The sequence below is a fragment of the Microbispora sp. CSR-4 genome, assembly GCF_008033685.1.
Taxonomy (GTDB): Bacteria; Actinomycetota; Actinomycetes; order Streptosporangiales; family Streptosporangiaceae; genus Microbispora.
Map to the genome: position 1 here is coordinate 28888 of NZ_VJVX01000034.1, position 20325 is coordinate 49212.

The following is a 20325-nucleotide window of genomic DNA, read 5'->3' on the forward strand; positions in this document are numbered from 1 at the left end:
GGGGTGCTTGCGGGAAGGGCCACTAGATGTAGGATCCATCGCGTTGCTGGTTCACCTTGGTGAGGCAAGAGGGAACCCGGTGGAAATCCGGGACTGCCCCGCAGCGGTGAGCGGGAACGACCGCCGTCGGCACAGCACGGTGCTGTGCTCCGAGCACTGGGCGCGAGCGCGCCCGGGAAGCGACGGCCAGTAGGACCGGCAGGGCGCGAGCCCGGCCGGGCGCCCGCGAGTCCGAAGACCTGCCAGCGATGCGCGCGCATGGGCGCGCGCCCCGCGCCGGGCCCCGAGGGCGGGCTCGCCGCATCGTCACGGCACGAATCCCTCTCGTGCGCGTGCGCCGCGGCATGCCTCCCTCCGGTCCGGCCGGGACACGAGACGACGAGGAGAGGGCATCTGATGACGATCACCGACCCGGCCTCCGCTTCCGCGGACCCCGCGTCAGAGGTACGCGGCGGGCCGTGGGCTTCGGCGGGGAACTCCGGACCCTCCACCGGTGCCGTACGGCGGGCATCGGCCGGCCCGGACGGCGGCCCGGACGGCGGGTGGGACGGCGGGTGGGACGCGGCGCAGGTCTGGCAGGCCATCGAGGAGGCGGCGGCCGGGGTCATCGCCGACCCGGAGAACTCGCGCCGGGCGGCCAGGCTGCTGAGCGGGCTGATCGCGGAGGAGGCGGCGGCCGAGGGGGTGCGCACGTTCTCCGAGTCGGTCGCCGCCGCCCACGCCGCCGGGCTGCTTGGCGACGCCGTCGCCGCCTTCGTGGCCGGTGAGGCCGAGGCGCTCGACGCGCTGATCGACCCGGCGGCCGACGACCGGTTCGAATACTTCGGGCTGCGCACGGTCTACGACCGCTACCTGCTGCGCCACCCGGTCACCCGGCGCGTGCTGGAGCGCCCGCAGCACTTCCTGCTGCGCGTCGCCTGCGGGCTGTCGGCCACGGTGGCGGAGGCGGCCGAGCTGTACGGCCTGATGTCCACGCTGGCCTATCTGCCCAGCTCGCCGACGCTGTTCAACTCGGGCGCGCGCCGGCCGCAGCTCTCGTCGTGCTTCCTGCTCGACTCCCCGAGGGACGAGCTGGAGAGCATCTACGAGCGGTACGGCCAGGTGGCCCGGCTGTCGAAGTATTCGGGCGGGATCGGCATCGCCTGGACGCGGGTGCGCTCGCGCGGCTCGCTGATCCGGGGCACCAACGGCCTGTCCAACGGCATCGTGCCGTGGCTGCGCACGCTCGACGCGTCGGTGGCGGCCGTCAATCAGGGCGGCAGGCGCAAGGGCGCGGCCTGCGTCTACCTGGAGACCTGGCACGCCGACATCGAGGAGTTCCTGGAGCTTCGCGACAACACGGGCGAGGAGTCGCGGCGCACGCACAACCTCAACCTGGCCAACTGGGTGCCCGACGAGTTCATGCGCCGGGTCGAGGCGGACGGCACGTGGTCGCTGTTCGACCCCAAGGAGGTCCCCGAGCTGACCGACCTGTGGGGTGAGGCGTTCGACACCCGTTATCGCGAGCTGGAGGCCGCCGGGCGCTACGTCAAGCAGGTGCCGGCCCGCGCCCTCTATGCCCGGATGATGCGCACGCTCGCCCAGACCGGCAACGGCTGGATGACGTTCAAGGACGCCTCCAACCGCGCCTCCAACCAGACCGCGCGGCCCGGCAACGTCATCCACCTGTCCAACCTGTGCACCGAGATCCTGGAGGTCACCAGCGACGGCGAGACCGCCGTGTGCAACCTCGGCTCGGTCAACCTCGCCGCGCACCTGACCCCGGAGGGCGACGCCGTCGACTTCGGCAGGCTCCGCGCCACCGTCCGCACCGCCGTACGGTTCCTGGACCGGACGATCGACCTCGGCTTCTATCCGACGCCCGAGGCGGAGGCGGCCAACCGCAAGTGGCGGCCGGTCGGCCTCGGCGTCATGGGCCTCGCCGACGTGTTCTTCGCGCTGCGCCTGCCGTTCGACTCGCCCGAGGCGCTCGCGCTGTCCACCCGCATCGCCGAGGAGATCGCGCTCGCGGCGTACGGCACCTCGGCCGACCTGGCCGCGGAGCGCGGGCGCCACCCGGCGTACGGGGAGACGCGGGCGGCGGACGGCGTGCTGCACCTCGACCACTATCCGTGCACCCCGGTCCACCCGGAGGAGTGGGCCGCGCTGCGGGCCAGGATCGCGGAGACCGGACTGCGCAACTCCCTGCTGATCGCGATCGCGCCGACGGCCACGATCGCCTCGATCGCGGGCTGCTACGAGTGCGTCGAGCCGCAGGTGTCCAACGTCTTCAAGCGGGAGACGCTGTCGGGGGAGTTCCTCCAGGTCAACCGTTATCTCGTGCGGGACCTCCAGGCCCTCGGCCTGTGGACGCGGTCGATGCGCGACGCGATCAAGCTCAACGACGGCTCGATCCAGGACATCGCCGCCATCCCGGCCGAGCTCAGGACGCTCTACCGCACCGCCTGGGAGCTGCCCCAGAAGGCGCTCATCGACCTGGCCGCCGCGCGGCAGCCGTACGTCGACCAGTCGCAGTCGCTCAACCTCTTCATGGCCGCCCCCACCATCGGCAAGCTCTCGTCGATGTACGCCTACGCCTGGCGGTCGGGCCTGAAGACCACCTACTACCTGCGCTCCCGCCCGGCGACGAGGATCGCCCAGACGACCGTCCCCGCGGTCACGCCGGTGGACGCCGTCGCCTGCTCCCTTGAGAACCCCGAGATCTGCGAGGCTTGCCAATGAGAACGATGCTGCTCGACCCCGGCATGGACCTGACCCTGCGCCCGATGCGCTACCCCGGGTTCTACGAGAGGTATCGCGCGGCGATCAGGAACACCTGGACGGTCGAGGAGGTCGATCTCGCCTCCGACCTCGCCGACCTCGCGACCCTCGACGAGGGGGAGCGCCACCTGATCAACCGGCTCGTGGCGTTCTTCGCGACCGGCGACTCGATCGTGGCCAACAACCTGGTGCTGAACCTCTATCAGCACGTCAACGCCCCCGAGGCGCGGCTGTACCTGAGCAGGCAGCTGTTCGAGGAGGCGGTGCACGTCCAGTTCTACCTGACCCTGCTCGACACCTACCTGCCCGATCACGACGAGCGGGCCAAGGCGTTCGCCGCCGTCGAGCACATCCCGTCGATCCGCGACAAGGCCGAGTTCTGCTTCCGCTGGATCGACTCGATCAGCGAGCTGAACCGGCTGGAGACCCGGGAGGACCGGCAAGCCTTCCTGCTCAACCTGATCTGCTTCGCCGCCTGCATCGAGGGACTGTTCTTCTACGGCGCCTTCGCGTACGTCTACTGGTTCCGCTCGCGGGGGCTGCTCGGCGGTCTCGCGACCGGCACCAACTGGGTGTTCCGCGACGAGTCGATGCACATGGAGTTCGCCTTCGAGGTGGTGGACACCGTACGCCGCGAGGAGCCGGACCTGTTCGACGACGAGCTGGCGGCCCAGGTGACGCGGATGATGGAGGAGGCGGTCGCCGCCGAGCTCGCCTTCGCCCGCGACCTGTGCGGCGACGGGCACGGCGTCATGAGCGCGGACAACATGCGGCGTTACCTGGAGTATGTCGCCGACCGCAGGCTCGCCCGGCTCGGCCTGCCCGTGCGGTACGGCACGGATAACCCCTTCCCGTTCATGGAGTTCCAGGACGTGCAGGAGCTGGCGAACTTCTTCGAGCGCCGTGTCTCGGCCTACCAGGTGGCCGTCGAGGGCGACGTCAGCTTCGACGAGGCCTTCTGATCCGCCCGCTTTTCGGCGCCCGGCTCGCCCGGCTCGCCCGGCGCATCCGGATCGGACGGGTGCGCCGGGGTTTCGGCGATACGTCATTCAATCACTTGATTGATTATGATGTGCCGTACGTCCGGCGCGTCCGGCTCGCCGAACCGACTCCCGTTCAGGGGGCGTTGGACGGCCGCAGGAGCCTGCTCGCGCCGGCGATGAGCGCGGTGGCGAGGATCCAGCCCGCCGCGATCAGTCCATTCGCCAGCCACTGGGTCCATCCGGCCGGCTCCCAGGCCCCGCGCTGCTCGAACACGCTCACCGGCACCAGCAGGTCGAGCGTGTAGACGAAGGCGTTGAAATGGCGTGACTCGTCCAGGCCGATCTGGTGCGGCGGCCACCGCGTGAAGATCGCCGTGCCCGTCGCGAGGAGCAGCGCGGCCCACAGCCCGGCGAGCCAGGGCCGGTATCCGTACCCGACGAGCCCGTCGAGCAGCCGGCCCCACAGCCGCCCGGGCGGCCGCAGCGTCCGCCGCCGCGCCCGCTGCCTGGCCAGCAGCACCCGGCGCGCGTCCGGCTCGTGGCCGATGCGCCGGCAGTAGGCGGCGAGCTGCTCGTACGGCTGGGGGCGGTAGCCTCCGGGGTCGCGCCGCAGCCAGGAGAGCCGGTCGGACAGGGTCGCCGGGCCGCGCAGCGACTCGTACGTCAGCCCTTCGAGCCGCACGTGGCCCGGGTAGCTCTCCGGGCGGTCGAACAGCACACCGAAGCGGGAGTAGCCGAGGTTGACCTCGCCCTCGATCGACTCGGGCAGCAGGATGAGCTCGTCCGCCTGCATGTGGCTCAGGTGCAGCGCCCGTCCGGTCGCCCGCAGCACCGCCCCGTGGAACGACAGGACCCCGCGGATATGCGCGCCGCGCAACCGTACGGTGCCGTGGGCGGTGAAGCCCGCGCCGAGCTCGGCCGCGTCGGCCTGCAAATGGTCGGCGTGCACGGCGGGGACGCCGTCCGCGGTGACGACCGCGCCCTGGAGGTAGAGCCCGCTGGCGAACCGGGCGCCGATCAGCCGCAGCCCGCCCGTGGCCCGCATGTTCCGTAAGAAGGCGCTGCCGTCCACGACCAGCCCGCCGGCCCACAGCGCGACCGACTCCCAGGTGCGCGGCTCCTGCGATCCCTCCGGCCCGCTCCAGTGGGCCTGCTCCAGGAGGGACGGCGCCCCGGGCGGCGTGCCCCGGTAGGGATTCTGGCCGGGTGTGCCCAACCGGGCACCGGAGAGCCGGAGCTGCCCGGTCACGTGGGCGTTGTCCAGGCGCACCCCCTCGCGTACGGCCGATCCGTCGAGGTCGAGCAGCCCGTCGATCGTGGCCCGGCTGGCCCGGAAGCGGACGATGTCGCAGCGGCGCAGCCGCACGCCCCTGGTCCTGGCGTCGTTGAACGAGACCGTCCCGGCGATGTGACAGTCGAGCAGGTGGATCTTCGCCTCGATCGTGGCGTCGGACAGGTTGAGATCGCCGATGATCCGGGCCCCGGCGAGCCGGACGCCCGGCACCCGGGCCGAACCGCCGGCGCCCCGGTCGAGCACCAGGGCGGAGATCACCTCCGCCCTGACCACCCGGGAGCGGCCCCACTCGCCGCCCGAGGAGGGATCGGTCTCCCGGCCGTGGCGCAGGTCGACCCAGTCGCCGGAGGGATAGGCGTCCCAGAGCCGGCGCTCGGCGGGGGTGAGCCGGCGGAAAGGGGGGCGCGATCTTCCCATGGGCCGACGATAGCGCCGATCCTCGCAAGGGCCGCCGCGCTGCTCACCTATCTGATGGACCGCCGCCCGGACGGACCAGCTGCCGCCGTACCATGGCGTGAGCTCCGATACCTCTGACCATTCGTCCTTCTCGTCGCCATCCCCTCGTCGGCGGGAATGCTCCTCTCAAAGCCCCGGCGGCAGGCCACGATCAGGTATCGGCCCCGCGCCCGCGGGGATGGTCCCTCCCTGTTCACCGCGACGACCACGACCGGCTTCCACGGCCGCACGAGTCATGCGGTTCCCTACGACCGCCTCCTGGGCACGGACGGCCCGGCCGCGCCCGCGTGAGCCGTCAGGCGCCGCAGTCGCAGCAGCAGCCGTCACCACAGCAGCAGTTGTCCCCGCAGCAGCAGCCGTCGCCCGAGCAGCAGTCGGAGCATGACGAGCAGCAGTCGGCGCAGTCACAGCAGTCCGAGCAGTCGGGGCAGTCGCAATCGCCGCACCAGCAGCGCTCGCTCCACGGCGCACCCCGATATTCGCTCCACGGCGGGCGGTAGAGCCCGCAGGTCAGGAAGACCCCCATCCCGGCCAACGCGGTCAGCGCGATCCCCGGGCGGTCGCCGGGACCCCTGGGGGAGCCGCCGGGCGGGGCGTCGGGCGGCGTGGGGGAGGCGTCCCCGGCCGCCATGCGGTGTGTGCCACAGGCGGCGTGGGCACGCGTCCCGAACGCCCGGTCGACGGCACGCCGGGTCTCGTCGCACAGCAGCGCCTCGACCAGGTGCCGCTCCTCCAGTTCGAGGTCGCGTACGGCCAGGCGCAGCCCGTGCAGCGCCTCCTCGCACACGCGCCGGGCCTCGGCGGGCGAGGCGCCGGTCGCGTCAAGCGGGTTGTACGCCCCGCGGGCCCGGTCCTCGGCGAGGTCCTCGACCGCGTCGATCACATGCGCGATCCGGCCGAAGAAACGGCCGGCCTCACGCAGGCTCTCCACGTTGCCCGGCCGGCCGGCGAGCACGGCGGTGTGCGCGAAGGCCGCGGCCACGGCGGTCTCGGTGGGCTCGGTGACGTCGAGCAGGCCGCGCCCGGGGGACGACTCCAGCAGCGCCTGGCGGGCGGAGACCTCGGTCAGCACGGCCGTGTCGAAGCCGATCGACTCAGCGCCGCGCCGGGCGGCCGAGGCCCAGGCCGAGGCCATGGCGCGCAGGGGGAGTCCGGCCACGCGCCGGGCCGCGATCCCGTCGCCGTCGGACGCGTGGTCGCGGATCTTGCCCGAGGCGAGGGCCAGCGAGACCACGGCCGCCAGGCGGGCGCCCGGGTCGTCCGACGGCACCACCTCCGCCCGCTGGAAGCCGCGCAGCGCGCAGGGCCCGGCGGTCCGCCGGTTCTGCGACAGGTCCCCCGTCTGAGCCCGCGTCTGTGCCCGCGTCTGTGCCCGTGTCTGTGCTTCGGTCAGGACCGACAGGATGAGGCCGTCGTAGTTGGTCGCCATCCGGGCCGGCTGCCCGTGCCGGTCGCGCAGCGTCAGACAGAGCCCGCACAGGTGCGCGCGCCAGGCCGCGTGGACGGACGGGCAGGAGTGGCGGGCACACGGCCGGAGGATCCCGAACACCGAGAGACTCCTTGGGGGGAAGGCGTACGGGATCGTCCCGCTGCGCGGCGATTATGCCATCACGCGTCGGGACCCCGCTGGCGCAGCGGGACGGGCGAACCGGACAATCGAGAGATGGAAGTTACCGACGGGTTCGACCTGACCCTCGACGAGCACGTCGCCACCCTCACCTTCGACCGGCCCGCCAAGCGCAACGCCGTGACGGCCGCCATGTGGCGGGCGCTGCCGGGCATCCTCGCGGACCTCGCCGCCGACGCGAAGGTACGCGTCCTCGTCCTCACCGGAGCGGGCGGAACTTTCTGTTCCGGTGCCGATATTTCGGAAATTCATGAGCTTGGCGATAACGAGGATGACACCGGTCTCACCGTTGTCGCAGAGCACGCGCTCATGACCTTTCCGAAACCCGTGATCGCGATGATCGAGGGATACTGCGTCGGCGGCGGATGCCAGCTCGCGCTCGCCTGTGATCTGCGCGTCGCGGCGGACGGGGCTCGCTTCGGCGTCACCCCGGCCAAGCTCGGGATCGTCTATCCGCTCAGCTCCACGCGGCGGCTCGCGGAGATCGCCGGACCCGCCACGGCGAAGCTCCTGCTCTACTCGGCGGAGCTCATCGGCGCAGATCACGCCTTGCGCACCGGCCTCGTCGACGAGGTCTGCCGTCCGGAGGACCTCCGCGAGCGCGTGTACGGCCTGGCGGCCACGATGGCCGGCCGGTCCCGGCTGACGCTGGCGGCGGCCAAGCAGATCATCGACGGCCGGGCCGGGGAGGCCGAGGTGCGCGCCTGGCAGCGGGAGGCCCGGGAGAGTGGCGAAATGGCCGAAGGTGTCCGGGCATATCGGGAGGGGCGTTCCCCTGGATTCTCTTGGGATGCAAAATAGGCATAAACGGGACTCGCAGTGGTAATGACCCTGTGAGGTGTGAGATGTCGCAGAATCTATTCGCCAGGTTCGCTCGCTGGCTGGGACTTGACAGGAATCCGCTTCGGCGCCGGTGCGACCGGGTCGAAGCGGTGGTTCGGCTTGTCGCGGTGCTGGGGATCGTGGCCGCGATCGTGTTCGGCGTGATGCTGGGCATGCGCGAGTACGGCAAGGGCCTGAAGACGGAGGCCGAGCAGGCGCGCACGCGGCATCAGGTCGTCGCCACACTGACGGGCAACGTGACGACGCCCCGGCTGTCGGTGGCCGGAGCGGCGGTCGGGCATGCCCAGGCCACCTGGGTGGCCCCCAACGGCACGGTGAGAGCCGGTGTCATCGAGGTCTCGCCCAACAGGAACGCGGGAGAGACCGTGCGCATCTGGACCGACGACAAGGGCGTGATCACGCCCCGGCCACAGGACCGGGAGACCACGGTGGTCGCCGCGCTGACCGTCGGCACGGGCATCCCGCTGGCCGCGACCGCGATCCTCGCGCTGCTGGTGACCTGCACCCGCCTCCTCAACCAGCGCAGGGCCCGCCGGGTATGGGAGGCCCAGTGGACCGTGGTCGAGCCCATGTGGCGGATCAACGGCCGCTGACCGGACTCACGCCACAGGCTTCACGACTCAGAGCTCGCGACTCAGGGCTCGCGACTCAGGGCTCGCGACTCAGGGCTCGCGACTCAGGGCTCAGCGGTTGCCTGAAGAAGGTGCCGACGGGCCCGGCTCCACGTGTCCTCGAACTCGGCCGAGGTCAGCGCGTGGGGCTCGTATCCCTCCCACTCCTGCACAGGACTCTCGGCGGTCAGGCCGTAGGTCGCCTCGTACCGGCCGATCCGCCCCTCCTCATAGGCCTGTTGCCATTCCTCCAGCGACGCCGCGGCGACGGGGACGCCGCTCGGTCCGCTGAGCTCGATCTGGCGGGTCACCCAGCCGCCGGCATCCACCTCGAAGTAGAACCAGATGTCCTCTTCGTCCGAATAGGCGCGGAACCAGTGCGTCATGGCGTCATGGTGCCGCATCCGAGGATCCGGCCGGCTCGATCCACAGGTCTCCGGGGTGAAAGTTTCAGCGACACGGCGTGCGGCGAGCGCTGGTCGTCCCGGAAACCGGACGGACCATCGTCGGCTACGCCCAGGCGCGGTGCCGCCAACGTAAAGTGACGCATAACGTCCAGATGACCAAATGTCGCCTATGTGATTAACGCCGAAACAAAGATCGTTTCACTGCGTGCGTGACTGTCCGCCTGTACGCCATCGAAGGGCCGTGTCACATGTCTGTGGCTGACCTGTCAGACGCCAAGCGAGAACTGCTCCGACGCAGACTGCGGGCCCGCTCCGCACGCGACTCCATTCCCCGGCGCCCGGAGGGCGTCGAACCCCCGATGTCCCCGGCCCAGGAACCGCTGTGGTTCATGGAGCAGTTCACGCCGGGCACCACCACCTACACCCTGGTGCTCGCCGTACGGCTGCCTGAGCCGCTGGACGAGGACCGGCTGGCCCACGCACTGGCCGCGCTGCCGGCCCGGCACGAGGGCCTGCGCCAGCGGTTCACGGCGACCGAGGAGGGCGCGCCCGCCGTCCACGTCGTGGACACGGCGGAGGTGCCGCTGAACCGCACCACGGCGGCCACCGACGAGGAGGCGATCGCGCTCATCGGCGCCGAGACCGCCATCCCGCTCGACCTCGCCGAGGGCCCGCTGCTCAAGTGCGTCGTCGTCAGCAAGGCCGAGGACGAGCACATCGTCGCCCTGCTCGTGCACCACATCGTGGCCGACGGCCAGTCGCTGCACCTGCTCATGCGCGACCTGCTCGCGCTCTGGCACGGCGAGGAGCCGCCCGCGCCCGCCGTACGCTTCGGCGACGTCGCCGTGTGGCAGCGTGCGCGGTCCGTGGACCGCGAGCTGGACTACTGGCGCGGGGAGCTGGCCGGGCTGCCGCGCCTCGAACTCCTCACGGACCGGCCCCGCCCGGCGCTGCAGACACTCGACGGCGCGACCCACGTGCGCCTCCTCCCGCCTGATCTGATGGACGGCGTCGCCGCGCTGAGCCGCGACCACGGCGCGAGCACGTTCATGACCCTGCTGGCCGCCTACCAGGTCCTGCTCTCCCGGCTGACCGGCCAGGACGACTTCGCGGTCGGCGTGCCGGTGGCCGGGCGGAGCAGACCGGAGTTCGAGAACGTTGTGGGCATGTTCGTCAACATGCTGGCGATACGGGCCCGGCTGGACGGCGAGCCGACGTTCGCCGAGCTGCTGGCCCGCACCAGGAGCACGGTCCTCGCCGCGCTCGATCACGAGGAGCTGCCCTTCGCCCAGCTCGTCGAGGCCCTCGGCGTGCCCCGGGACACCAGCAGGCCGCCCCTGATCGACACGATCTGCTCGATGAACGAGTTCTCCCCGGGCGACGGCATCGAGGTCCTCCCGCTGGCCCCCGTGTCGGCCAGGCACGACGTGGAGCTGTACGCCGCGCCCACCGGAGACGGGGGCCTGAACTGCGCGTTCACCTACCGGCCCGAGCTGTTCCGCGAGGACACGATCGCCCGGATGGCCGGGCACCTCGAAGACCTGCTGCGCGCGATCGTGCGCGACCCGCACGTCCCGATCGGCCGGCTGCCGCTGACGGGCGACGACGCGCTGATCGCCGGCTGGAACGCGACCGGCGCGGACTACCCGGACACGGCCACCCTGCACGGCCTGATCGAGGAGCAGGTCGCCCGCACCCCCGAGGCCGTCGCGGTGACCTTCGCCGGGCGGTCGTGGACCTACCGGCAGCTCGACGAGCGCGCCAACCGGATCGCGCACCGCCTCACGGGGCTCGGCGTGCGGCCGGGCGGCCTGGTCGCGGTCTGCGCCGAACGCTCGCTCGACCTGGTCGCCGCCCTGCTCGGCGTGCTCAAGACCGGCGCGGCGTACGTGCCGCTCGACCCCGGCTATCCCGCCGACCGGCTGGCGTTCATGCTGGCGGACTCGGGCGCGCCCGTCGTGCTGACCCAGCAGGACCTGGCCGAACGGCTGGCCACCGGCGGCGCCGTCATCCTGCCGCTCGACCTGGACGCCGTATGGGACGGGCTGCCGGCGACCTCGCCCGAGGCGAGGGGCGGGCCCGGCACGGCCGCGTACATGATCTACACCTCCGGGTCCACCGGCCGGCCGAAGGGCGTGCCCAACAGCCACCGCGGCATCGTCAACCGGCTCGACTGGATGCAGAAACGGTTCCGGCTCACCGACGCCGACGTGGTGCTGCAGAAGACCCCGGCCGGGTTCGACGTCTCGGTGTGGGAGTTCTTCTGGCCGCTGCTCACCGGCGCGCGGCTCGTGCTGGCCGAGCCCGGAGGCCACCGCGACCCGGCCTACCTGCGTGATCTGATCAATGCCGAGCGGGTGACCGTCCTGCACTTCGTGCCGTCCATGCTCGGCGCGTTCCTCGCCGAGGAGGGCGTGGAGACCTGCACCTCGCCGCGCGTCATCGTGTGCAGCGGGGAGGAGCTGCCCGTCGACCTGGCCGAGCGCTGCCTGCGCACGCTCCCGGCCGAGCTGCACAACCTGTACGGCCCCACGGAGGCGGCCATCGACGTCTCCGCCTGGCAGTGCACACTGCCCGCGCTGGCGGGCCGGGCGCGGGTGCCGATCGGCTCGCCCATCCAGAACATCACGCTGCACGTGCTCGACCGCCACGGCGAGCCCGTGCCCGTGGGGGTGCCCGGCGAGCTGTACATCGGCGGCGTGGGCGTCGCGCTCGGCTACCACGCCCGCCCGGAGCTGACCGCCGAGCGCTTCGCCGGAGGCCGCTACCGCACCGGCGACGCGGCCCGCCGGCTGCCGGACGGCACGATCGAGTTCCTGGGCCGCCTCGACGGCCAGGTCAAGCTGCGCGGCCTGCGCATCGAGCTCGGCGAGATCGAGGCCGTGCTCCGCGAGAAGGCCGGGGTGCGGGACGCCGCGGTGATCGTGCGCGAGGACGTGCCCGGCGACCCCCGGCTGGTCGCCTACCTCGTGGGCGACGACGTGCCCGAGCCGGCCCAGGTGCGCGCGGCGATCAGGGGCACGCTGCCGGAATACATGCTGCCGTCGATGTTCGTCGTGCTCGACGCCCTTCCGCTCACGCCGAACGGCAAGCTCGACCGGGCCGCCCTGCCCGTCCCGCAGGCGCAGGCCGACGTGCCGTACGCCGAGCCGGAGACCGAGACCGAGCGGGCCGTCGCGGCAGTCTGGGCCGACGTGCTGGCGGCCGAGCGGGTCGGGGCCGACGACGACTTCTTCGATCTCGGCGGCCACTCGCTGCTCGCCGTCCAGGTCGTCGCGAAGCTCCGCAGGGCCCTGCCCGCCGGGTCGGCGCAGGTCGGGCTGGTGGACATCTTCACCTACCGGACCGTGCGCGAGCTGGCGGCCTACGCCGGATCCGGCGAGGACCGCCCGCGCCCGCTGCTCCAGCGGCTCACCCCGGCGCGTACGGCGAGCGTCACCTACGTGTGCGTGCCGTACGGGTCGGGCAGCGCCGTGGTCTACCAGCCGCTGGCCGACGCCCTGCCGGCGGACCAGGCGCTGTACGCGCTCGCGATCCCGGGCCACGACGTGGGCCTGGACGAGGAGCCGATGGAGTTCGGCGAGCTGGCCGCCCGCGCCACCGAGGAGATCCTCGCCATCGAGGGTCCTTTGGTGATCTACGGCCACTGCGGGGTCGGCGCCGCGCTCGCGGTCGAGCTGGCCACCCGGGTCGAGGCGGCGGGCCGTGCGGTGGACGCCGTCTACGCCGGGGCGATCTTCCCGTTCGCCCGGCCGCGCGGGCTCATGCGGGCGCTGTCGAGAATCGGGGAGTTCGACCGCCTCCGCAGCAGCCAGACCGACATCAACCGCCTCAAGGCCCGCGGCGTGGACCTGGAGGAGCTCGATCCGGGCGTGGCCGACCGCATCATCCGCACGATGCGCCACGACTCGAAGGCCGCGGAGAAATACTTCACCGGGCTGTTCGACGCGCCGGACCGGCCACGGTTACGCGCGCCGATCATCTCGGTGGTCGGCGAGCGCGACCCCGCCACCGACTTCTACACCGAGCGCTACCGCGAGTGGGGCTTCCTCACCGACGTCACCGCGCTGGTCGTCCTGGACGAGGGCGGCCACTACTTCCTGCGCTACCGCGCGGAGGAACTGGCCGCCGCCCTGCGCACCCACACCCACATGGAGGTCTCCGACCGCTCGGCCAACCCCTCGTGGTGGGTGCACGCGGTCTCACGCGGCTCCGACGCGCCCGGCCCGGACGCACCCAAGGTACGGCCCGGCATGGGCCGCTTCCTCACGATCTCCGCCGGGCAGCAGCTCTCGATGATCGGCTCGGCGCTCACCGGGTGGGCCCTGCCGCTGACCGTCCTCATGGACTCCGGTTCGATCGGGCAGTTCTCCACGCTGGCCGTGCTCAACCTGGCCGGGCTGCTGATCTCACCGCTGGCCGGGGCGATCGTCGACCGGGCCGACCGGCGGCGCGTGATGCTGTGGGCCGACTGCGCCTCGGCCGGAATCCAGGCCGTGCTGGCCGCGCTGCTCCTCTTCGGCGACATCCGGATCTGGCAGATCTACCTGCTGATCGTCGCTCTATCGGTGGCGGCGAGCTTCCAGCGGCTGGCCTACCAGTCGGCGGTGCCGCAGCTCGTCCCCAAGCACTACCTCGGCCACGCCATCGGCGTCACCCAGATGACCAACGGCGTCGCGCAGCTCGTCGTCCCCCTCGTCGCGGCCGGGCTGCTGGCCTGGATCGGGCTCGGCGGCATCGTGGCGATCGACGTGGCGAGCTACGCGTTCGCCATCGTCACGGTGCTGCTGGTCCGCTTCCCCGACACGCTGCCCTGGCGGCCGCGCGAGCCGCTGAGCACGGAGATCGCCAAGGGCTTCACGTACACGTGGCACGACCGGGGCCTGCGCTCGACGCTGGTGTTCTTCGCCGTGCTCAACGTGTTCCTGTCGCCGCTGCTCCTGCTGGTCTCGCCGCTGGTGCTGTCCTTCGCCACGCTGAGGGACGTCAGCGTGATCTCGCTGGTGTCGGGGCTCGGCGTGCTGCTCGGCGGGCTGACCATGTCGCTGTGGGGCGGCCCGCGCCGCGGGCGGTTCCGCGGTGTGCTGGCCTTCGCCGTGGCCATCGCGGCGGGCGCCGTCGTCACCGGCCTCGCCCCATCGCTCGTCGTGGTCGGCGCGGGGGCGTTCGCGCTGTCCTACTTCCTCACGCTGATGAACGGCATCTACGTCACGATCGTGCAGATCAAGGTGCCCGCGCGGTTCCACGGGCGGGTCTTCGCGCTCAACACGCTGGTCGCCTGGTCGACGCTGCCCATCGGCATCGGCCTGGTCGCGCCGCTCGGCACCGCGCTGTTCGACCCGCTGCTGGCCCCGGGAGGGGCGCTCGCCTCGACCGTGGGCGCCGTGATCGGGGTGGGCCCCGGCCGTGGGATCGCCTTCCTCTATCTGGTGTGCGCGCTGGGCATGATCCTCGTGGCGGCGGGCGCCCTGCGGGTGAGGCGGCTGGCCCGCCTCGACACCGAGATGCCGGACGCGCCGCCCGACGACCTCGTCGGTGTCGAGGCCATCCGGAGCCGCGCCGCCTCGAACTAGCCGCGAACTAGAGGCGCCGGGTCAGCGCGCCGAGGTTGGCCTCGACCCAGCGGAGCCGGGCGAGCGTGCCGGTGGGCTCGTCTCGCCCGGCTCCGCCGAGGAAGGCCAGATAGCCGCGCACCCAGCCGCCGAAGACCCAGGGCTCCGCAGGGATGTCGCCGCCGGCTTTGCGATAGCCGCTCACGGCGGCGTCGAACCGGTCGAAATCGACGCTCCCGTCGAGGCGGGCCGCCCAGTCGAGGGCCATGCCCGCGGCCTCCTGCTCGGCGACGTACGGACCGGCGGTGTCCCAGTCGATGATCGCCAGGCTGCCGTCGAACCGGAGCAGGGCGTTCTTCGGGTGCAGGTCGCCGTGCGACATGGTCAGGGTGCCCGCGCCGGACGGCCGCGCCGTCGCGGCTTCGAGGCCGGCCGGCCCCCACGCCGGATCCCCGGCCGGGTGGCCGCCGGGGCCGGAGGGGTCCGCCCGGGGTGGTTCCTGGGGAGCGACGGCACGACCGGCCGCGTGGACGGCGGCCACCAGCTCGCCCATCGCGGCCGACAGCTCGGGGCTGAGATCGCCGAGGGCGGGCGCCTTCCCGTCGAGCCAGCGGTGCACCCGCACCGAGCCGTCCCCGATCGGGACGACGTACGCCCCCGTCGCGGGCGACGGGACCGGCTCGGGCACCGGGATGCCCGCCCGCCAGGCCGCGACCTCGATCTCCACGGCGGGCGCGGCCGACGGGGGCAGCCGCTTCACGGCGTACGCGCCGGTGATCGTGTCGAGCCGCCACACCTCGTTGTGGTAGTAGCCGGCCACCCGCAGCCCGCGGGTCACCGCCAGGCCGAGGCCGAACGCGTCACAGACCACGCCGATATCGAGATCCATCCCCGCATTCTGCCCCGCCCGGGGCTCAGCGGTCGACGATCTCGTTCTTCCCGATCACGACCACACCGCTGCGGGTCACCGCGAAACGCTGGCGGTCGTACTCCAGGTCGAAGCCGATCCGGGCGCCGTCGGGGATGACCACGTTCTTGTCGATGATGGCCTTGCGCACGATCGCGCCCCTGCCGATCTTGACCGAGCCCATCAGCACCGAGTCTTCGACGTGCGAGTGGGAGTGCAGCACCACGCCGGGGGACAGGATCGAGCGCACCGCGGTGCCGCCCGACACGATCACCCCGGGCGACACGAGCGACTCCAGCGCGTGCCCCACCCGGTCGCCCTCGTTGTGCACGAACTTGGCCGGCGGCAGCGGGTCGTTGCCGGTGTAGATCGGCCACCGGTCGTTGTAGAGGTTGAAGACCGGCTGCACCGAGATGAGGTCCATGTTGGCCTCGTAGTAGGCGTCGAGCGTGCCCACGTCGCGCCAGTAGCCGCGGTCGCGCTCGGTCGAGCCGGGCACCACGTTGTTCGCGAAGTCGTACACCTCGGCGCCGCCGCTCTTGACGAACATCGGGATGATGTTGCCGCCGAGGTCGTGCCTGCTGCCGGGGTCGAGGGCGTCCTCGCGCAGGGCCTCGATGAGGGCCTGGGTCTTGAAGACGTAGTTGCCCATCGAGGCGAAGATCTGGTCGGGCGCGTCGGGCAGGCCCACCGCGTCCTTCGGCTTCTCGCGGAACGCGACGATCCGGCGGCCGGAGGGGTCGGCCTCGATGACCCCGAACTGGTCGGCCAGTTCGAGGGGCTGGCGGATCGCGGCGACGGTCACGTCCGCGCCCGAGTCGACGTGCTGGTCGACCATCTGGCGGGGATCCATCCGATAGATGTGGTCCGCGCCGAAGACGATCACGTGATCGGGCATCTCGTCGTAGATCAGGTTGAGGTTCTGGAACAGCGCGTCCGCCGATCCGGCGAACCAGCGCGGCCCGAGCCGCTGCTGCGCGGGCACGGGAGTCACGTAGTTGCCGAGCATCGACGACAGCCGCCACGTCCGGGAGATGTGCCGGTCCAGGCTGTGGTTCTTGTACTGCGTCAGCACCACGATCTGCCAGTAGTGCGCGTTGGCCAGGTTCGACAGCACGAAGTCGATGAGCCGGTAGATGCCCCCGAAGGGCACGGCGGGCTTGGCCCGGTCCGCGGTCAGCGGCATGAGCCGCTTGCCTTCACCACCAGCGAGCACGATCGCCAGGACCTTCATAGGCAGGACCTTAACCCGCGAAATGGCTAACAAACACCAGTTACACCGGCAAACAGCGCGGATCGGGACTCTAAGCTCACTCGTATGCGTGTCGATCTGCTGAGCCGCGAGTATCCGCCCGAGGTGTACGGCGGCGCCGGAGTCCATGTCGAATACCTCGCGCGGGAGCTCCGCCGGCTGGCCGACGTGCGCGTCCGCTGCTTCGGCGCTCCGCGCGAGGAGCCCGGCGTGCGGGCCTATCCGGTGCCCGGGGGGCTGTCGGGCGCGAACGCCGCACTCCAGGTGCTCGGGGTCGACGTCGAGATGGCGGCCGGCTGCGAGGGCGCCGACGTCGTGCACAGCCACACCTGGTATGCCAACTTCGCCGGCCATGTCGCCAAGATGCTGTACGGCGTGCCGCACGTGATGACCACGCACAGCCTGGAGCCGCTGCGGCCGTGGAAGGCCGAGCAGCTCGGCGGCGGATACACGCTCTCGTCGTGGGCGGAGCGGACCGCGCTCCACGCCGCCGACGCGATCATCGCGGTGTCCGAGGGCATGCGCCGCGACGTGCTCACCGCATATCCCGAAATATCGCCCGATCGGGTGCGGGTGATCCACAACGGCATCGACACCGAGGAGTACGCGCCGTCCCGGGGCGCCGAGGCCCTGGTGAAGCACGGCATCGACCCGGCCGTGCCGTACGTCGTCTTCGTGGGGCGGATCACCCGGCAGAAGGGCCTGGTGCACCTGCTCCACGCGGCCCGGTCGTTCGACCCGGCGGCGCAGCTCGTGCTGTGCGCGGGCGCGCCCGACACGCCGGAGATCGCCGAGGAGGTCACGGCGCTCGTACGCGAGCTGTCGGCCTCCCGCAAGGGCGTGGTGTGGATCTCCGAGATGCTGCCCAGGCCCGAGGTGATCCAGATCCTCACGCACGCCACCGTGTTCGTGTGCCCGTCGGTGTACGAGCCGATGGGCATCGTGAATCTGGAGGCGATGGCGTGCGAGACCGCCGTCGTGGCGACCGCGACCGGAGGCATCCCCGAGGTCGTCGCCGACGGCGAGACGGGCCTGCTCGTCCCGATCGACCAGGGCGCGGACGGCGAGCCGCACGACCCGGAGGTGTTCGCCGCGGCGCTGGCCGAGCGGGTGAACGCGGTGCTCGGCGACCCGCGCCTGGCCGCCGCGATGGGCGAGGCCGGGCGCGTGCGCGCGATCGAGCACTTCTCCTGGCGGCGGATCGCCGAACGCACTCACGAGCTCTACGCGTCGCTCAGCCGGACGAGCTCGGGATGATCATGGTGACGCCCGGATGCGCGCCCGGCCGGGTCAGCGCGTCCGGCGCGTCGTCCAGGCCGATGGTGCGGGTGACCAGCAGGCCGGGGCGGAGCACGCCGGCCGCGATCAGCTCCAGCATCGGAGGATAGGCGTGGGCGGCCATGCCGTGGCTGCCCACCAGCTCCAGCTCGTGCGCGATGACCCGGCCCATCGGCAGGGACGTCTCCCCGGGGAGCAGGCCCACCTGCACGTGGCGGCCCCGCCTGCGCAGGCCGCCGATCGACGCGGCGCAGGTGGCGGCGGCGCCCAGCGCGTCGAGGGAGACGTCGGCGCCGCCCCCGGTGGCCGTCCTGACCCGCGCGGCGGTCCCCTCGGGACCGTCGCCCGCCAGGACGCACTCGGCCGCGCCGAACCGCTTGGCCAGGTCGAGCGCGCCGGGGGAGACGTCCACCGCGACGACCCGCGCCCCCACGGCCACCCCGATCATCACGGCGGACAGCCCGACCCCCCCCGCAGCCGTGCACGGCGAGCCACTGGCCCGCCCGCACCCGCCCCTGCTCGACGACCGCGCGGAACGCGGTGGCGAAGCGGCAGCCCAGGCTCGCCGCCGTCGTGAACGCCATGCCGTCCGGCAGCCGCACGAGGTTCACGTCGGCGTGGCCGATCGCCACCAGCTCGGCGAACGACCCCCAGTGGGTGAAGCCGGGCTGCGTCTGGCGCTCGCACACCTGCTGGTTGCCGGTCGTGCACTCGCGGCAGCTCCCGCAGGCGCAGATGAACGGCACCATCACCCGGTCGCCCGGCCGCCAGTCGCGCACCCCCGGCCCGGCGGACTCGACCACACCCGCCAGCTCGTGCCCCGGCACGTGCGGCAGCACGGTGATGTCCGCGTCGTGGCCCATCCACCCGTGCCAGTCGCTGCGGCACGCCCCGGTCGCCTCGACCCTGATCACGACGCCGTCCGGCGGCGCCACCGGGTCCGCCACCTCGCGCACCTCGGCCCGCCCGCCGAACTCCTCGTACACAACCGCGCGCATGTCACGCTCCTTTCCCGGGTCGTACGCTAATCGGGTGATTGTGATCGATCGGGTGCGGATGGCCTTCACCGACCGGCACGGCGGCGTGAGCACCGGGCCGTACGGCACGCGCAACCTCGGCGGGGCGGTGGGGGACGACCCGGCGGCGGTCGCCGAGAACCGGGCGAAGACGGCCGCGGAGTTCGGGCTCGACCGCGTGGTCTTCATGCGCCAGGTCCACGGGACCGACGTCGCCTACGTGGAGGAGCCGTTCGGGGAGGAGCCGCCCGCGCTGGACGCGGTGTTCACCGACCGTCCCGGGCTCGGCCTGGCGGTCCTGGTCGCCGACTGCGCGCCCGTGCTCGTGGCCGACCCGGTGGCCGGCCTGGTCGGCGGCGCGCACTCCGGGCGGCCGGGCACCGAGGCGGGCGTGGTGCCCGCCCTGGTCGAGGCGATGGCCGCGCGGGGCGCCCGGCCGGAGCGGATGACGGCCGTGATCGGGCCGTCGGCCTGCGGCCTGTGCTACGAGGTGCCGGAGGACCTGTGCGAGCGCGTCGCCGCCCGCGTGCCCGAGACCCGGTCGCGGACCCGGCAGGGCACGCCCGCGCTCGACATCCGGGCCGGGATCGCGGCCCAGCTCGCCCGGGCCGGCGTCGCCGACGTCCGGCACGACGACCGCTGCACGATCGAGACCGCCGGCCTCTACTCCTACCGCCGGGAGCGGCGCACCGGGCGCTTCGCCGGCTACGTCTGGCTCACCGCCCCCTGAGCCGCCCCTGAGCCCGCCCCGCCGCGGCCCCACAGCCGCTTCGCCGCTCGAAGCCGGTCCGCCGCCGCTTCGCCGCGAAGACCGCGCCGCCGTCGGAGACCGTCCGCGACCGCCGCGCGGCCTCCGGAGGGAGCTCAGGCCCGGGCCCGCGGCTCCAGCCCGGCGTACGCCTTCCTGAGCAGCGCGTGGAGGGTCGCCCGCTCGTCCTCGTCCAGGGCGGCCAGCAGGTCGTCGCGCACCTCTGCGGCCTCGCGCAGGGCCGCCTCCAGCGTGGCCCGGCCCTCGGGGCTGACGGCCACCCGGTAGCGCCGCCGGTCGTCGGGGTCGCGCTCGCGCTCCACGAGGCCGAGCGGCACGAGCGTGTCCATCACCGCCACGAGGTCGCTGGGGTCGATGCCCAGCCGGGCGCCGAGCTCGCGCTGGGACGCCGGGCCGAAGTCGCGCAGCGCGGCCAGCACGGCCATGTCCCACAGGCCGATGCCGTGCGCGCGGAGCCGGTCGCCCATGCGGCGCCGTCCGGCGATGCCCACCTTCGAGAGCAGGAACGCGGTGATCCCGAGCAGGGACGGGGGAAGTTGCGGCACGTCGCTCACGGGAGCAGGATAGGAC

At 72.5% G+C, this 20325-nt stretch carries 14 protein-coding genes, 1 pseudogene and 1 riboswitch; of the genes and pseudogenes, 7 read left to right on the top strand and 8 right to left on the bottom strand.

Going from position 1 to position 20325, the window contains the following annotated elements; genetic code table 11:
• Positions 1-30 precede the first annotated feature (30 nt).
• Positions 31-262, top strand: a riboswitch (cobalamin riboswitch).
• A 134-nt stretch (positions 263-396) separates the two neighbouring features.
• Both FLV34_RS23715 and FLV34_RS23720 read left to right on the top strand, forming a co-directional pair.
• Positions 397-2721, top strand: a complete 2325-nt coding sequence (locus FLV34_RS23715; protein WP_147944086.1) for a ribonucleoside-diphosphate reductase subunit alpha — start codon at positions 397-399, stop codon at positions 2719-2721.
• Complete coding sequence (locus FLV34_RS23720) at positions 2718-3722, top strand: ribonucleotide-diphosphate reductase subunit beta (RefSeq protein WP_261985873.1); 1005 nt, start codon at positions 2718-2720, stop codon at positions 3720-3722. Before FLV34_RS23715 ends, FLV34_RS23720 begins: the two co-directional genes overlap by 4 nt.
• A gap of 154 nt (positions 3723-3876) precedes the next feature.
• Here FLV34_RS23720 and FLV34_RS23725 read toward each other — a convergent pair whose 3' ends face one another.
• Both FLV34_RS23725 and FLV34_RS23730 read right to left on the bottom strand, forming a co-directional pair.
• Positions 3877-5454 carry an oxidoreductase gene (locus FLV34_RS23725; RefSeq protein WP_147944087.1) on the bottom strand — a complete coding sequence of 526 codons (1578 nt, stop codon included), beginning with the start codon at positions 5452-5454 and terminating at the stop codon, positions 3877-3879.
• 334 nt (positions 5455-5788) lie between these two features.
• Entirely contained in the window at positions 5789-7042 is a 1254-nt protein-coding gene (locus FLV34_RS23730; RefSeq protein WP_147944088.1) for a DUF5685 family protein, read from the bottom strand.
• A 114-nt stretch (positions 7043-7156) separates the two neighbouring features.
• Here FLV34_RS23730 and FLV34_RS23735 point away from each other — a divergent pair, with 114 nt between their 5' ends.
• Both FLV34_RS23735 and FLV34_RS23740 read left to right on the top strand, forming a co-directional pair.
• Positions 7157-7921, top strand: a complete 765-nt coding sequence (locus FLV34_RS23735; RefSeq protein ID WP_147944089.1) for an enoyl-CoA hydratase/isomerase family protein — start codon at positions 7157-7159, stop codon at positions 7919-7921.
• A gap of 149 nt (positions 7922-8070) precedes the next feature.
• A complete protein-coding gene (locus FLV34_RS23740) occupies positions 8071-8556 on the top strand; it encodes a hypothetical protein (RefSeq protein ID WP_147944090.1) in 486 nt (161 codons plus the stop codon).
• Between the two features lie 83 nt (positions 8557-8639).
• On the opposite strand, the gene FLV34_RS23745 is transcribed toward FLV34_RS23740, so the two are convergent.
• Positions 8640-8960 (bottom strand): hypothetical protein, encoded by a 321-nt coding sequence (locus FLV34_RS23745; RefSeq protein WP_142650393.1) that lies wholly within the window; start codon positions 8958-8960, stop codon positions 8640-8642.
• A gap of 269 nt (positions 8961-9229) precedes the next feature.
• On the opposite strand from FLV34_RS23745, the gene FLV34_RS23750 reads away from it, so the two are divergent.
• Complete coding sequence (locus FLV34_RS23750; protein WP_147944091.1) at positions 9230-14554, top strand: non-ribosomal peptide synthetase/MFS transporter; 5325 nt, start codon at positions 9230-9232, stop codon at positions 14552-14554.
• A gap of 7 nt (positions 14555-14561) precedes the next feature.
• Here the strand turns inward: FLV34_RS23750 and FLV34_RS23755 are convergent, their stop codons facing one another.
• Together FLV34_RS23755 and glgC are read right to left on the bottom strand one after the other, a co-directional pair.
• On the bottom strand, positions 14562-15422 hold the full coding sequence (locus FLV34_RS23755) for a phosphotransferase enzyme family protein (protein ID WP_142650395.1): 861 nt from the start codon (positions 15420-15422) through the stop codon (positions 14562-14564).
• A 25-nt stretch (positions 15423-15447) separates the two neighbouring features.
• Positions 15448-16821: a glucose-1-phosphate adenylyltransferase gene (glgC, locus tag FLV34_RS23760; protein ID WP_260617430.1), complete on the bottom strand. Its 1374-nt coding sequence runs from the start codon at positions 16819-16821 to the stop codon at positions 15448-15450.
• On the opposite strand from glgC, the gene glgA reads away from it, so the two are divergent.
• A complete protein-coding gene (gene glgA / locus FLV34_RS23765; protein WP_142650396.1) occupies positions 16759-17949 on the top strand; it encodes a glycogen synthase in 1191 nt (396 codons plus the stop codon). The genes glgC and glgA overlap by 63 nt on opposite strands.
• Here glgA and FLV34_RS42630 read toward each other — a convergent pair.
• Together FLV34_RS42630 and FLV34_RS43280 are read right to left on the bottom strand one after the other, a co-directional pair.
• Positions 17927-18418: a zinc-binding dehydrogenase gene (locus tag FLV34_RS42630; protein WP_261985876.1), complete on the bottom strand. Its 492-nt coding sequence runs from the start codon at positions 18416-18418 to the stop codon at positions 17927-17929. The genes glgA and FLV34_RS42630 overlap by 23 nt on opposite strands.
• A 229-nt stretch (positions 18419-18647) precedes the next feature.
• Positions 18648-18968: pseudogene (locus tag FLV34_RS43280) on the bottom strand (alcohol dehydrogenase catalytic domain-containing protein); the annotation flags it as partial.
• A 58-nt stretch (positions 18969-19026) separates the two neighbouring features.
• On the opposite strand from FLV34_RS43280, the gene pgeF reads away from it, so the two are divergent.
• Positions 19027-19716, top strand: coding sequence for a peptidoglycan editing factor PgeF (gene pgeF, locus FLV34_RS23775; protein WP_142650435.1), 690 nt, complete (start codon positions 19027-19029; stop codon positions 19714-19716).
• A gap of 134 nt (positions 19717-19850) precedes the next feature.
• Here pgeF and FLV34_RS23780 read toward each other — a convergent pair whose 3' ends face one another.
• The gene (locus FLV34_RS23780; protein ID WP_205830802.1) at positions 19851-20309 is read right to left on the bottom strand and encodes a MarR family winged helix-turn-helix transcriptional regulator; all 459 of its coding nucleotides are present in this window, start codon (positions 20307-20309) and stop codon (positions 19851-19853) included.
• Positions 20310-20325 lie beyond the last annotated feature (16 nt).